The 13,820-nt window shown below is 46.7% G+C and carries 10 protein-coding genes; 3 read left to right on the top strand and 7 right to left on the bottom strand.

The annotated features are described in order from the left end of the window. The first annotated feature begins 253 nt into the window (after window positions 1-253). The gene (locus RIF36_RS00880) at window positions 254-592 is read left to right on the top strand and encodes a PadR family transcriptional regulator (RefSeq protein ID WP_350071792.1); all 339 of its coding nucleotides are present in this window, start codon (window positions 254-256) and stop codon (window positions 590-592) included. Continuing rightward, the gene (locus tag RIF36_RS00875) at window positions 589-3,198 is read left to right on the top strand and encodes an ABC transporter permease (RefSeq protein WP_350118674.1); all 2,610 of its coding nucleotides are present in this window, start codon (window positions 589-591) and stop codon (window positions 3,196-3,198) included. Before RIF36_RS00880 ends, RIF36_RS00875 begins: the two co-directional genes overlap by 4 nt. A gap of 118 nt (window positions 3,199-3,316) precedes the next feature. On the opposite strand, the gene RIF36_RS00870 is transcribed toward RIF36_RS00875, so the two are convergent. Genes RIF36_RS00870 through RIF36_RS00860 form a run of 3 tightly spaced genes read right to left on the bottom strand, consistent with a single transcriptional unit; the run spans window position 3,317 to window position 6,316 of the window. After that, the gene (locus tag RIF36_RS00870; RefSeq protein WP_350118671.1) at window positions 3,317-3,991 is read right to left on the bottom strand and encodes an ABC transporter ATP-binding protein; all 675 of its coding nucleotides are present in this window, start codon (window positions 3,989-3,991) and stop codon (window positions 3,317-3,319) included. 1 nt (window position 3,992) lies between these two features. Beyond that, window positions 3,993-5,252 carry an ABC transporter permease gene (locus RIF36_RS00865; protein ID WP_350118668.1) on the bottom strand — a complete coding sequence of 420 codons (1,260 nt, stop codon included), beginning with the start codon at window positions 5,250-5,252 and terminating at the stop codon, window positions 3,993-3,995. Further along, window positions 5,249-6,316 (bottom strand): efflux RND transporter periplasmic adaptor subunit, encoded by a 1,068-nt coding sequence (locus RIF36_RS00860; RefSeq protein ID WP_350118665.1) that lies wholly within the window; start codon window positions 6,314-6,316, stop codon window positions 5,249-5,251. The genes RIF36_RS00865 and RIF36_RS00860 overlap by 4 nt, the downstream gene beginning before the upstream one ends. A gap of 223 nt (window positions 6,317-6,539) precedes the next feature. Between RIF36_RS00860 and RIF36_RS00855 the strand changes: the two genes are divergently transcribed. Further along, the gene (locus tag RIF36_RS00855) at window positions 6,540-7,223 is read left to right on the top strand and encodes a hypothetical protein (RefSeq protein WP_350118662.1); all 684 of its coding nucleotides are present in this window, start codon (window positions 6,540-6,542) and stop codon (window positions 7,221-7,223) included. Here RIF36_RS00855 and RIF36_RS00850 read toward each other — a convergent pair. The 4 genes from RIF36_RS00850 to RIF36_RS00835 all read right to left on the bottom strand — a co-directional run bounded on the left by RIF36_RS00850 (window position 7,220) and on the right by RIF36_RS00835 (window position 13,418). Next, window positions 7,220-7,735 carry a hypothetical protein gene (locus RIF36_RS00850; RefSeq protein WP_350118659.1) on the bottom strand — a complete coding sequence of 172 codons (516 nt, stop codon included), beginning with the start codon at window positions 7,733-7,735 and terminating at the stop codon, window positions 7,220-7,222. The two genes, RIF36_RS00855 and RIF36_RS00850, sit on opposite strands and share 4 nt — an antisense overlap. 123 nt (window positions 7,736-7,858) lie before the next feature. Beyond that, entirely contained in the window at window positions 7,859-8,419 is a 561-nt protein-coding gene (locus tag RIF36_RS00845; protein WP_350118656.1) for a hypothetical protein, read from the bottom strand. A 106-nt stretch (window positions 8,420-8,525) separates the two neighbouring features. Next, window positions 8,526-10,148, bottom strand: a complete 1,623-nt coding sequence (locus RIF36_RS00840; protein WP_350118653.1) for a SusD/RagB family nutrient-binding outer membrane lipoprotein — start codon at window positions 10,146-10,148, stop codon at window positions 8,526-8,528. 18 nt (window positions 10,149-10,166) lie between these two features. After that, window positions 10,167-13,418 (bottom strand): SusC/RagA family TonB-linked outer membrane protein, encoded by a 3,252-nt coding sequence (locus tag RIF36_RS00835; RefSeq protein ID WP_350118650.1) that lies wholly within the window; start codon window positions 13,416-13,418, stop codon window positions 10,167-10,169. Window positions 13,419-13,820: the final 402 nt, after the last annotated feature.

Here is a 13,820-nt window from a genome sequence, read left to right as displayed (position 1 = left end):
AATGAAATATACGAAAGATAACGGTAATGTTTCGTTCAAATTATGTTCACTCAACAGGAGCATTCTGCCTCCAATGGGCATTCAAACATCTCCACATCAGGGTTAGGTGGTGGCAAAATTTTACGTCTCATTGTTACCTTCTCCATTAATCGCAGTTATACCATCATGAAATCACTGAATTCATGTGCATCACCATTAAGATTACTTTTAGGATTTAAATATTTTAATTACATTTAGTATTAAAATAACAATCATGGGCAAATATTCAATAGGGGAGTTCGAAGAAATTGTGTTGTTGACGGTGGCGGTGCTGTACGAAAATGCTTACGGCATTGCTATTAAGGAAGACATTGAGACGAGGCTGAAAAGGTCCGTAAGCGTAGGCGCCATGCGAATAGCACTAAAGCGCTTAGAGAAGAAAGGATTCCTGACGTCTGAATTCGGAGAAGCCACTGCCGTAAGGGGAGGGAAGAGGAAGAGGTACTTCAAGGTAACGCCCTTCGGCAAGAAGGCACTCGAAGAAGCCATGGCTGCCCGCCAGCAACTTTGGGAGGCCATTCCGTCAGTCGCCTTCGACTTTAAGTTTATATGAGCAACAAACCTACAGAAAAGCCCATTCCATCGCCGCCCAGGTGGCTGCTGGCGTTTCTTTGCTGGTTCTGCGAGCCCGACCTGCTGGAGGACGTGGAAGGCGACCTGACTGAATTGTTCAAGCGCCGGGCGGAAAGCAGTCTGACAAGGGCTCGATGGCTATTTGTGCTGGATGTTTTAAAGCTCTTCCGGCCCGGCATCGTCAAAAACTTTGCATTTGTCACAACTCAAAATAACAACGCTATGCTATTCAATCACATTAAAATGGCGATTCGCCATGCGCTGAGGTACAAGGGTTACACTGCGCTTAATCTTTTCGGGCTCGTTGTGGGGCTTACTTCTAGTATCCTTATTCTACTGTGGGTCAACGACGAGGTAGAAAAGGACCAGTTTCATGTAAATGCCGACCGCATCTATCAGGTATGGCGCAATATGTACCAGGCCAACGGTGAAGTTATCACCACCGGAAGCATTCCCGGCCCTTTAGGAGAGGCACTGGCCAATAACTACCCTGAAGTGCATGAAGTAACCTACTACAGCTGGGAACTGGAACTGTTGTTTCGCCTCGGCGAAAATGTGTCTTATGAAAAGGGAAGGTATGTGTCGCCCGAATTCTTCAGCATTTTTAGTTTCCCTTTTGTCGCAGGAGACCCGGCTAGTGCTTTGAAAGACCCACATTCGGTGGTGATCTCTGAAAAACTTGCTGAAAAGTATTTTGGAGAAAACTGGAAAACAGATGCGTTAAGTAAGATGATTAAAATAGATGAAAATCAGGAGTTTACAGTATCTGGTATTTTCATGGACACTGGTAGCCAATCGTCAATGACTTTCGACTTTGTTCTCCCGGCCCACGAATATATTGCCCGTAACGAGTGGATTAAGAGCTGGTTCAATGGTGGTTTCAATATTTACTTTACGGTGAAGCCCGGTGCCGACCTTGCTGCCGTACAGCAAAGGATAGAGCAGGAGATCAACAATAACACTGACCATGCAGCCGACGAACGGCTCATGGTGCTGAAAGCGACAGACAGCTACCTGCACTCCAATTTCAAAAACGGCGTGCCCTCCGGCGGACGTGTGCAATATGTTAGAATACTTACCATCATTGCTATTTTCCTGCTCGTCATTTCCTGCATCAACTTCATGAACCTGTCCACAGCCAGAGCCAGCCGGAGAACGAAGGAAATTGGAGTAAGGAAGGTGCTCGGTGCCCAAAGGCGCACGCTGGGACAACAGTTTTTAGTTGAATCGTTCATGATCACTGTCGCAGCCGTTACACTGTCCATTGGGTTTGTGCTGCTTATCATCCCTTACTTCAACGGCCTTACCGAAAAGCAACTTCTCCTGGATTTTACAGATTCACGGTTTTGGATCGGCATAAGCGCTTTGATTGCTGCTACGGGCTTGCTTTCTGGAAGTTATCCAGCCTTGTTATTGCCCTCCTTCAAAGTCACCAACTCCCTCAAAGGAACAATCAAGCAATCCACCTCAAGCATCTATTTCAGAAACGGCCTTGTCGTTTTCCAGTTCGCTTTGTCCATCATCCTGATCATCGGAAGCCTGGTGGTTGCCCGGCAGATGAACTTTGTGCTCAACAAAAACCTGGGTCTCGACAAAGAAAACCTGGCATACCTGTATATGCCGCAGGATCTGGCTAACCGAAGGGACGTATACAAAACCGAGTTGCTCAATATACCAGAGGTAAAGGAGGTGTCTTTTGCCAGCGGCAATCCACTACAGTACGGCCGCTCGACTGGCAGCTCGCAGTGGGATGGCAAAGATCCCAATGCAGAAATAGAAGTCAACGTGTTGATGGTTGATTTAGGTTTTTTATCATCCATGGGAATGGAGATAGCCAAGGGTCGTGATTTCTCAAAGGATTTTGCTTCAGACACCACCAATTATATCATCAACGAAGTAATGGCCGACATCATGGGTTTCGACGAGCCACTGGGCCAAAACCTGTCTGTTTGGGGCAGCAAAGGCAAAGTAATCGGCATCGTGAGGAACTTCCACATGCAGAGCCTGTATGAGCCAATTGCGCCTCTTGTAGTTGCCTACAATCCCCCATACACCTCGGTAGCACTCATCAGGCTTCAAAACGACATACCCAAAGCCATCACAGGTATTGAAAAAGTAACGACGGCGCTTAGCCCTGCCTTTCCCTTCCAGTATGAGTTCATGGACACCAGCTATGCCGCTTCCTACCGCACTGAAATGTCGCTCAGTGCGCTGGTGAATATTTTTGCCATTGTCTCCATCTTTATTTCCTGTTTGGGGCTTTTTGGGCTGTCTTCCTTTTCTGCCGACCAGCGATCCAAGGAAATTGGCATCAGAAAAGTGCACGGTGCCAGCGTACCAGGGCTCGTCATGCTGCTTTCCAGAGACTACGCACGACTGATGATCGTCGCTTTTGTGCTGGCAGCACCAGTAGCCTGGTATTATATGCAGGAATGGCTCAACGGTTTTGCCTTTAGAACTGACCTAACGGTGACAGCATTTCTGCTGGCTGGCCTCACAGCATTTGTGGTGGGGGCGCTTACAGTGAGTGTGAAGTCATATCAGGCAGCCATTGCGAATCCAACGAGGACGCTGAAGGATGAGTAGGTGTCAGGAGCCCTTATGTCAATCCTGTTGATATAAGGGCATTCTTCCTTGGCTAGAAGAAATACCACGCCCAACAAGCACCTTCGTATAGCAAGTAATCACGGAGAAACCCTTGAAATCAAACAATCCGCCCATCTTCCATTTCTATGATCCTGTGCGTCTTTTCAGCGAACTCCGGATCGTGGGTGACTATGAGTAGCGTTTGATTCAACTCTTCAGACATTTCCTTGAAAATATCGAACACAATTTGACTATTCTTTTTGTCAAGGTTGCCGGTTGGCTCGTCACCCATAATGATGAGAGGGTCGTTGATCATGGCCCTGGCAAGTGCTACCCGCTGTTTTTCCCCGCCTGATATCCTGTTGGCTTGTTTCAATGCCAGGTCTTGCATCCCAAGCAGCTTCAGCCGTTCCATGGCATTGTGCTCAATTTCCTTTTCGGAATACTTGTTGAGTTTCAAGCCGGGCAGCATCACGTTTCTCAGAACAGTAAACTCGTTCCACAAGTAGTGAAACTGGAAGACAAAACCGATTTTTTCGTTGCGGATGCGGGCAAGGTGAGGTTCATTCTTACCCTTTGTTGACTCCTGATCAATCAGCAGGTCTCCCTTAAAATCGGTGTCCATGGTCGAGAGAATGTATAGCAGGGTTGACTTACCACAACCGGATTTGCCCATCATTGAGACGAACTCACCCTTATTCACCTTGAAATTGATGTCTTTCAACACCTTCACAGCGACGGGGTCACGAAAACTTTTGTTGATATGCCTGGCTTCTAAAACTACCTGTCCCATGCTATTTCCCTCTTATAATGATGACCGGATCGATATGACTGGCTTTGCTGGCAGGGAAGAGCCCCGCCAGGTAAGTGGTGACCAGGGAAAAGCCCAGACCAATGCCATAATAAATCAGGTCGTAGTTGACCGGATAGGTGGTGATGGTGGGCAGGGCAGCTGTGTTAAATGGAATATGATCGATCCCGACTGACGCCAGCAGCCCGAAGAGCAAGCCGGCAAGCCCTCCCGAGACACCTATGCTCAGGGCGATGAGAATGAAAATCCGGTTCACATCCTTGCCGGAAAACCCAGTAGCTTTTAAAATGGCAATGGAATCCATCTTCTCATAAATCATCATGTTCAGGATATTGTAAATCCCAAAACCTGAAACAATTAATAGCGTAATGCCGACGGCATAGGAAATAAGAGATCGCACAAAGCTGCCCGTTTCAAACTGTGAATTGGCCGTTTGGATGTCCTCCGCATCTACCTGAAATAATCGCTGATACTCCTTAGCCACAGCCGGTGCCCATTCCAGGTCATTCAGCTTCACCTGTATGTCGGTTATGTATGACTTACCCCGGCCAAAGAGTTTTTGGGTGGTGCTTAGTGAAGCATAGCTTTGGGTCTTGTCAAACTCCTGAATGCCGGATTGGAAGTAGCCTACCACCTTCAACGGAAACCTTTCGCCCCCAGGGGTAGTGACATAGATAAGGTCGCCGATACCGGCCATGAGCTTGTCGGCCAGAGCCTTGCCCAAAATGATACTGTTGGGAATGCTGGCAATGTGATCAGGTCTGCCTTCGGTTACATAGTCAGCGAAGTGAAAAAGCCGGCTTTCAGCTTCCGCATCTATGCCGTTTACCACCCCGGTGATGTCGATGGTGCCAGTGTTAAAAAAGAGGGGAGCACTTACCTTGGGCGCCACGCCAAGCACCCGCTCATCCTGCCTGATGGCATGTAAAACAGCCTGGCTGTTGTATATCTCCTGACGAGAATTGGTCGGCTTAATCGACCGGACAAAATTATGGCCCGACGTAAACCCATTTGCTCTATCAATTGGCTGATTGGGGTTGACCTTCACTTCGGAATATAAGCGTACGTGGGCCGTTCTGTTGAGAATGAGGCCGTCAAGCAAGTCGTTGAGGCCATTCATAAACCCGAGCAAGGCAATGAACATAGTGATGCTGAACATGACGCCAACGGCAGCCACCAATGTTTGCTTCCAGCGTGCCAGCAGGAGGGAGAGGGCAATTGAAGATATGAGCTTGTAGTTCAATTTTCTGGCATTAAAATGTACTCATCTGCCGACAAACCACTAATGATTTCCACTTTCTCATAGTCCTTTAATCCGGTAACCACAGCCCTTTTTTCGCCGTTTTCCAACAAGACAGACGACTCATCCACCAGGTATTGCCGGGGTATCGTTAGGGCATCTTTTTTTGTTTGAATCACGATGTTTGCTTCAGCGGTCAGAAATGGGTAAAGCACCTGAGGTTTGGAAGCGAAATCAGCCATGACCGTGAAGGACTTACTCCGTTCGTTCATCGCCGGAATCACCCTGGTGACCACTGCCTCAAATACTTCGCCTTTGTAGCTGTCCATGCTCACAAAGACCTGCTGGCCAGTTTCAATACGAACGATATCATACTCATCTACCTGAAGTTCGAGGTAAAACTGGCTGTCGTCGCCCAGCAGTGCCACCGGACTTTGCACGCTGACCAGCTCTCCAACCTCTTTCGAAATAGTGAAGACCCTTCCATCAATTTCACTTTTTATGATGTACTCGTCGGCCAGTGTGCTGCTTATTTGCAGGTTATTGCTTGACTGCCTGGCATTGAGTGCCAGTTGACGCTGGAGATCATCGTAACGTGTCTTGGCTGACTGGTACGCCACAACAGCGTTTTCGTATGCTAAAGTGGCTTGCTCCAGCTCCACCCTGGTGCCGATATCCTGTTTCCACAAGTGCTGCTTTCGTGCTAATAGGGAGGAGTCATTGGCTAGCTTTGCCTTTGCAAAGTCCAGGGACATTTTTGCTTCATCGAGTTTTTGCTTGTTTTCGCTCAATTTGGCATTCTCAGCAGTAAGCTGTGCGTTTCTCACATTGAGGAGTGAGGCTTTATTGGATATTTTCAGCAGTGGCGCTCCCTTGGTCACTTTGTCACCCTCTGCTACAAATATGTCTTCTACAATTCCGTTCACCGAAGAAAAGGCCTGATATTGGTCACTGGTTTTCACTGTTCCCGAAGCGTAGACAGATTCAGAAATGGCTTCCACAGCAGGCTGTACTTTTTCGGTGTCGTCCTTACAGCCAGCTGTTAACATCAGGACAGCGATTATCATAAGACCATGTCTTCGCATAATTCTTTTTATCATTTGAACTATGCAAGATGGTTAATCCAGTGGGCAGACCTCATGAGGATTGTCACCCTGTGAAATGACATACAGCAATTGGGGCAGATGGTTGGTTTTTGATGTGTCCAGATGTATGGGAGATAACACACGCCGATGCGATAACAGAATCCGAATATTGTCTTTAGGGACGATTGACCTTAACTTCAATAAGATGGAAAGGAACTTAACAAAATTTATACTCCTCTGTGCTGGTTTGTTGGCAGGCTGCCAGCAGAGCTACGAAATCCAGGACATTGAAGGCCTCTGGCAACTTGAAACCTACGAACAGGATGCTTTGGCGAAATCATTTAGCCCTGTCTTTTTAGAAATCAATGACAATAGAAGTTTTGCCGTTTCCCGGGTAAAAGGAGACCTGACGGGCGTGTACAAACTACAGTCAGACAAGCTGGAGATGTACAGCACGGACGTGGAGTGGTTCAATTCCACCTGGTCAGTTTTTCGATACCAAGACCTCCTTAAGCTGAAAGGGAAAGATGACAGAGACCGAAATGTAACGTTGTCTTTTACCCGAATAAGCGAGGTGCCTGGCTTCGAAGAATTCGAGCACACCATTGTAGGGGAGTGGGAGCTTTACAAAATAAGGAACCACAACAAAGTAGAGCGATTAAAGAATACCCTTTTCAGTATTGACAATCAAGGCAATTACACCATTCTGGCGGCAGGCGATGTTCAGGAAAGTGGCCTGGCAGTCATCAACACAAGGCACCGGAAAATCATTTTTGAACATGACAAAACCGAGTGGAAAGCGTGGTTGTACGGTAGCGAGCTACGGCTTACTAATGAAAAGACGGGAGTAGAGTATAGCTTGAAAAGGAGGGAGCTGAGTTTGAACTAGTTGTTCAATGCCCCATCGTCTACCCAGCAGGCAATCATGTCTATTTCGGCCGCAGTAAGTGTTCCGTTTCTAGGCATGTCCCCCGACTGCGTGCGTGACTTGATGTCCGATGGGTTGAGCTTAATATTATCGAAATCATTGTAGTCGATGTTCCCCGATCCATCATGGCAGCCACTAATGGCGCAGTTGGTTTCAATGATTGGTTTGATAGACACTGAAAAGCTTATGCCTGAATAGATTTGAACGTCCAGCGAGCTGGAGCATCCCTCTGAATCTTCTACGCCGACGATGTATTTTCCTGGTGCTACGCTACTGAAGACTCCGCTATTTTGAAAGGCTCCATCGTCGATTTGGTAACGGTAGCCATCAAAACCGCCAGACGCCGCTACCTCAAACCCACCGGCCGAGGCCCCGCAGGAAGTGTCGGTCGAACTAAGTAATGTCAATGTCAGTCCGGATCCGCTACAATCTTTATCAATTCCATCAGCTTCCTGATCACAGGAGGTTACCATGAGTAGAAAAAGTAATAGTAATAAGTTGTTGAGGCGATTGACATCCATTCCCGTAAAACAGGAATACCGTGAAATTGTTTTGGTCGGCAGGTGATAAGGTGGAAAAATATCGGGTTTGCAGGACTAATTGAAAAGCGCCCCGTCATCTACCCAGCAGGCTATCTGCTCAATTTCGTCATTCGTTAAGCTGCCGGTTTTAGGCATGACTCGTGCCCCTGTAAGCCCCTTGATGTCGGCGGCAGATTTTTTAATGTTTGCAAACACCTTAAAGCTAATGCTACCGGACCCGTCATGACATGTGCTGATGATGCAGCTATTCTCGATGATGGGCTGTATCGATTCTTTGAATGAAATTCCGGATGAGATATGCACGCTCACTGCTCTGCTACAGTACAATGAGTCCATCACGGAGACAGAATAGATGCCTGGTCTCAAGCTATGAAACACACCTGTTTTTTGAGCCGGGCCATCGTTTAAGAAATAGCTTTTGTCGCCAAGGCCACCTGAAGAAAATACCTCAATCCTCCCGTTTGGTATGCCGCAATCTGTGGAGGTGACGTTAATAATGGAAATAGCCAGTCCCGACCTTTCACAATCTGAAGTGGCAGGATCTAAAGAATCCAGGCAAGCGACTGTGGAAACAACCAAAAGAATGATAAAGAGCTGACCGAATTGCTTTCTCATTATTCAATCAAGTTAAATGAATTTCTACTGACCCACAAATGAAAAAAGTCCCCGACAATAATCAGGGACTTTTCCACTATGTTTTTGATTTATGGTTTATCGAAAATCAATTCACATCCCACCATACCCTAGTGGTTGGCTGATCAGGCAAAGTAGCGCCTGCATTAATATTATCCACATTCACAGCTACTTCATGCGTTGGAAGCCTCAGTTTTACTGGAATAGTGCCACCAGTCACATTGCCTTGATAGTCGACAGGAATTAACACTGGAAATCCAGTTCTTCTCCAATCCGACCAGGCCTCCCACCAGTTGAAAAACTTGCTGACCCACATTTGGTTGCCAATCATTTCAAGACCAGCAGCACCAGCTGTGTAAGGACGGGCCGCAAGATATGCGTCCACCTGGGCATCAGTAACAGTAAGGGCCTCTTCAACGTCGGGATCGCCCTGTGCAAAAGGAGTATACATTTGCATGGCAGCACGCACACCAGCATTGTAGTGACCAGCAGCACCAGTTACTCCACCAATTCCACGCTCAGCTGCTTCGGCAAGCAAGAACTCAACCTCAGCATAGTTCATCAGCATGTATGGATCGTTGTCGTCTAACAGAGCTACATTAATGGAAGAGAAAACGGAACTCGGACTTAAAGTAGGGTCACCAAACTTCTCACCAATATAAGCACTTATGGTACCTCCATCTTGTCCGTTTGGCATACCTTCCTGAACCAGTGGATCCTGATCCCCACCAACACCATCAGTAAAGATGAGAAGTCTTGGATCATCATCTGCTGTGCTTGCAGCATTTGCTCCCTTGAGCATGTCAATAAAAGTCTTGCTCAAGATCGATGGTTGACCACCGTCACCGGAAGCAAATGCTCTCGAAATACCGTTCTGGTTAGTCCACTCACTTGGGCCTAAATCCATAGGTACCCATGTGTTGTCGTCGTTGCTGGTGAAAACACCACCGGAAACAGCCTTACCTACATAGGTTGCAGCAGTTGTGGCGTCCACATTAGAGATACGCATGGCCAACCGAAGCATCAGAGAATAGCCCCACTTTTTCCACTTGGTAACGTCGCCGTTATAGTACAAATCGGCCGCCGCAAAACCTTCGTCAGGATTGGAAGCACTCAAGGCAGCAGTAGCCTCATCCAACTCCTTCAGCAGATCCAAATAGATGGATTGCTGATCGTCGTAGGTTGGAAGGAAAGTACCCTGTATTCCACTCAATGCGTCGGAATAGGGGATGTTTCCGTAATAGTCGGTTAGTCTGTGGAAATTAAATGCACGAAGGATTCTGGCAGCCTCACGCATATTCTTTCTTTGACCTGCTTCAAACCCGTCAGGGCCGGTTTGTCTTAGCACCTCAGCCAGGTTCTTTAGCTGATCGCCATAGATAAACTCCCATGGTGCGTTGTAGGATTCAACGTTGTCAGTGTATTTGTCACCGGGAGCTATGCCGCCACTAACGTTGGCCAGCTGCTGAATAGCATGCGCACAAAGGCCAATGTTTGTTCTCCAGTCAATATACCTGTTGTCGCCAGCTGAACCACCCGCTGCAGAACCAAGCTGAGCCGCAGTAAACAAATAATTCATGTTTACTTGATTCAGGGCCTGGGGGTTGATATTCAACTCATGCAATTCATCCGTATCGCAGCTTGCCGTGAATGCAAATATTGCGACAGAGGCGATGATGATCTTATTTATTTTATTTCTAACGTATTTCATTTCTTAGCTATTTAATGGTTAGAATCCTACTCTTAAGTTGACGCCGTAGCTACGAGTAGTAGGCATCGCAAAATACTCAAGGCCCTGTGCACCAGCATTAGCTGAATAGGCAGATTCAGGATCTACGTTGTCGATATTCTTGAAAAGAATAGCAAGGTTTCTTCCCACAAAAGAAAGTGACACATTCTGGAAGGGAGTATTCTCAAGCATAGTTCTTGGCAGGCTGTAGCCTAATGTCAATTGTCTCAACTTCATGAAAGAAGCGTCGTACAGGAACATGCTGGAGATGGCAGTACTTTCGCCACCAACCGAGCCCCAATAACTGTTGGCTTCATGCGGAGTAAGATCTCTATCCACTGGGGTGTAAACTGGAGCATCAGATGTTCCGGTATTAACAACTCCCTTAATGTGTAGAGGCTTTTCACCGTCACGTCCGATAAGTGACTGCTGATGCAATCCCCACTGAGTCAAACGGTTGTTAGTTCCAGAGAAGATGTCACCACCTAATTTGATGTCGATCAACATGCTCAGGTTAACACCTTTCCATGAAACAGAGTTGTTGATACCACCTGTCCAGTCAGCCAAACCATTGCCAATAGGAACGTAAGTGGTTGACGCCAATGGTCTGCCATCTGCAAGGAAAATAGGCTCGCCAGTAGGGCTCATTTGCTGCACACGGCCAGTGATGGTGCCAAAGGGCTCGCCTACTATATGCTTAATGAATACGTTTCTGGTACGGGGTTCTTCCAGGGTAAATTCTGTCACACCGTCTACAAGGTTTATCACTTTGTTGACGTTTTTAGCAAGGTTCACCGAAATATCCCATGTCACTTCTCCTCTTACTGGTGTTCCAGTCAAAAGAAGCTCAACGCCCTTGTTCTGAAGCTCACCAACGTTCACATTGGTAGAACCAAAACCTGAAGCACGGGAGATAGTGACGCCCAAAATATCATCAGTTGTTGTTTGATGGTAATAAGCTAAATCAACGCCAAATCTGTTGTCAAAGAACTTCGTATCGAAGCCTATTTCAAATTCAGTAGAAAGTGCTGGCTGTAGCTGAGGGTTAGGAATATTTCCGTTGTTTCCACCTGCTGAAGAGAATGTTCCCATGGTACGCCCTAAGTGAGAGTTACCATTCAGAGAATATGTCAGGTTCGCAGCGTAAGGATTGATATTTACGATACCCACTTGTGCCCACGAAGCTCTTGCTTTACCAAAGCTCAACCAGCTAGGCATTCCTGTGAATGCATCAGTGAATACGAAGCTAGCACCTACAGAAGGATACAAAATGCTATTGTACTCAGGATTCAATACTGAGAACCAGTCATTTCTGGCAGTCGCAGTCAAGAACAAGTAACCATTGTAACCGATCTCAGCTGAACCAAACATCGAATTGATGCCAGATTCTGAGAATCCATAACCATAGTTTCTCGTAGCTGCGTTGTTAATAGCAGGGAAGAAGTCCACGTTGAAGCCATTACCGTTGGCAGCGATTCTCTCGCTTGATCTTCGCATCACGTTACCTCCAACGAAAGCATTAACACTAAACTGGCTGAAAGTTTTGCTTCCGCCCAATATCCACTGAGTGTTGGTTTCACGCACACGATCCTCACCTTCAGACATGGATCCGCCCAGCTGGTAGCCGGTTCCCTGAGGAGTCAATGACTTGTCTCTTCTGGTATACCAGTCCATTTGGATACTTCCTGAAGCGTACAACCAGTCGGTAATGTCATAGCGCACCTCGCCAGATCCGATCAAACGGTCTCTCGTATCGTCGTTGATGAACTGCTCAGTAGCCCAGTAAGGGTTTTGTCCCCAGTTGTTAGCAGCAGGTAGCAATTCCTGGCCTGCTCTTCTGGCATTTGCGTCGCTTCCTTGTCCATAAATGATCAACTGCTCCTGAGTTGTGCCTTCGGGGATAGCCCCTAACTTGTTAGGGTCACCTTTATAGGTTTCCACATTGATGTTCCCTGGCGTTCTCCAAATAGACTGAACAGCATTTCCTGGTGAATCGGAAAGCACCGGACGGTTATGCGCCGTTTCATGAGTGTACATCATTTTTGATGTAACAGTTAACTTGTCGGCAAACTTCGAGCTTGTAGACAAAGTAAGATTGGTTCTGTCGTACCCCGAATTAGGGATGATACTATTACTTCTCAAATCAGCTGCTGACAATCTGAAAGTCTGCTTGTCACTTCCACCACTGATCGAAATGCTATTAGTGAGAGCATTGCCTGTTTGATAGAAGCGTTTCCAGTTGTCACCCTGATAAGAGTAGGGGCGAGCCACACCATCGAACTGCAAAACCTGGCTACCGTCAAATTTAGGTCCCCAGGCCACATTGCCCCACCCAAACGCCTCACGGGCATCTCTGGGCTTTGTGGCAACTCCATTACGAATACCATCATTGGACTGATCAACATAGTTGCCAGTGCCATAGTCTTTCTGAAGGTCACTCAGGTTGATAGCAGTTTCCGCCACATAGTTTGAGTTGAACTCAATACCAAGACCTTTTCTTTTGGTACCTTTTTTGGTTACTACGTTAATAACACCATTACCAGCACGTGAGCCGTAAAGGGCAGCGGCGCTGGCACCTTTTAGCACTGTGATAGATTCGATGTCGTCGGGGTTGATACTGGTCAAACCATCTCCTTCGTCACGACCACCCCAAAGACCAGCCTGACCGAAGCCAGAGTTGTCCATAGGCACACCGTCGATTACATACAAAGGCTGGTTTTGTCCACCCAGTGTTTTGTTACCACGGATAACGATACGTGAAGAACCGGCAGGACCACCAGAAATTTTGCTAACGTTTACACCAGCAATTCTTCCTGAAAGGGCATTACCAAGGTTGTTTTCACGTGCCTGAGTGAAGTTGTCACCTGACACAGTTGTCACCGATGACTGAAGCGCTTTCACACTTCTTTCTACACCAAGGGCAGTTACAACAACTTCGCTAAGTTGGGTAACGTCTTCAGCCAGTGTGATGTCCAGAACAGAACGGCTTCCAACAGTTACTTCCTGAGCTGAATATCCAATGAAGGAATAAACCAGCACGGTGTTGTTGTCAGGAACGGCGATTTTGTACTCGCCATCCGCATTGGTAGTGGTACCGGTAGCAGTCCCTTTAATAATTACGTTGACACCGGGAAATCCTGTGCCATTAGGGTCAACTACTTTACCACTTACAGTTCTTTGCTGAGCGAATGCTGTTGAGCATGCCAGAAAGAATAGCAGCGATAAGCTAATAAGTAGGTAATTGTTTTTCATAACATGAATGAATTGGTTTAAAATGATTTAACCAGTGTTTGTTGTATACACCGGGTGTGCGGGGAGTCATGAACTGAATCCTCCACATTTGAGTTTTAAGGATTTTGCTTTGGGGGTTAATTTCATAGGCATTATTTTATTTAAGCTTTACGAGGTTATATTACAAGATAATATAAATATTAGATTTTTCGAAGTGTGATTGTGCCAGGTGTTAGGTTTCATACGCTAAACGGTAACACATGCATAACATAGCACATTTTTGCATTATCACAATTGACACAAGTTGAGAAGAATAAAACAATTGAGGAGGTATAAATCCTTCAAATATAGATGACAAATGTTTCCAAAACCCATACGGGGGCTTCTCGGGGGCTGACTGCGGATACGTCAACCTTCGTTGTT

This window comes from Imperialibacter sp. (assembly GCF_040222815.1).
GTDB lineage: Bacteria > Bacteroidota > Bacteroidia > Cytophagales > Cyclobacteriaceae > Imperialibacter.
The sequence above is the reverse complement of the archived record's forward strand: the minus strand, read 5'-3'. Positions and strand labels throughout refer to the sequence as shown.

Bases quoted from the DNA above. Each gene is read 5' to 3' on its own strand.
- RIF36_RS00880 (WP_350071792.1), top strand. From the start codon at position 254: ATGGGCAAATATTCAATAGGGGAGTTCGAAGAAATTGTGTTGTTGACG.
- RIF36_RS00875 (WP_350118674.1), top strand. From the start codon at position 589: ATGAGCAACAAACCTACAGAAAAGCCCATTCCATCGCCGCCCAGGTGG.
- RIF36_RS00870 (WP_350118671.1), bottom strand. From the start codon at position 3,991: ATGGGACAGGTAGTTTTAGAAGCCAGGCATATCAACAAAAGTTTTCGT.
- RIF36_RS00860 (WP_350118665.1), bottom strand. From the start codon at position 6,316: ATGATAATCGCTGTCCTGATGTTAACAGCTGGCTGTAAGGACGACACC.
- RIF36_RS00855 (WP_350118662.1), top strand. From the start codon at position 6,540: ATGGAAAGGAACTTAACAAAATTTATACTCCTCTGTGCTGGTTTGTTG.
- RIF36_RS00850 (WP_350118659.1), bottom strand. From the start codon at position 7,735: ATGGTAACCTCCTGTGATCAGGAAGCTGATGGAATTGATAAAGATTGT.
- RIF36_RS00845 (WP_350118656.1), bottom strand. From the start codon at position 8,419: ATGAGAAAGCAATTCGGTCAGCTCTTTATCATTCTTTTGGTTGTTTCC.
- RIF36_RS00840 (WP_350118653.1), bottom strand. From the start codon at position 10,148: ATGAAATACGTTAGAAATAAAATAAATAAGATCATCATCGCCTCTGTC.
- RIF36_RS00835 (WP_350118650.1), bottom strand. From the start codon at position 13,418: ATGAAAAACAATTACCTACTTATTAGCTTATCGCTGCTATTCTTTCTG.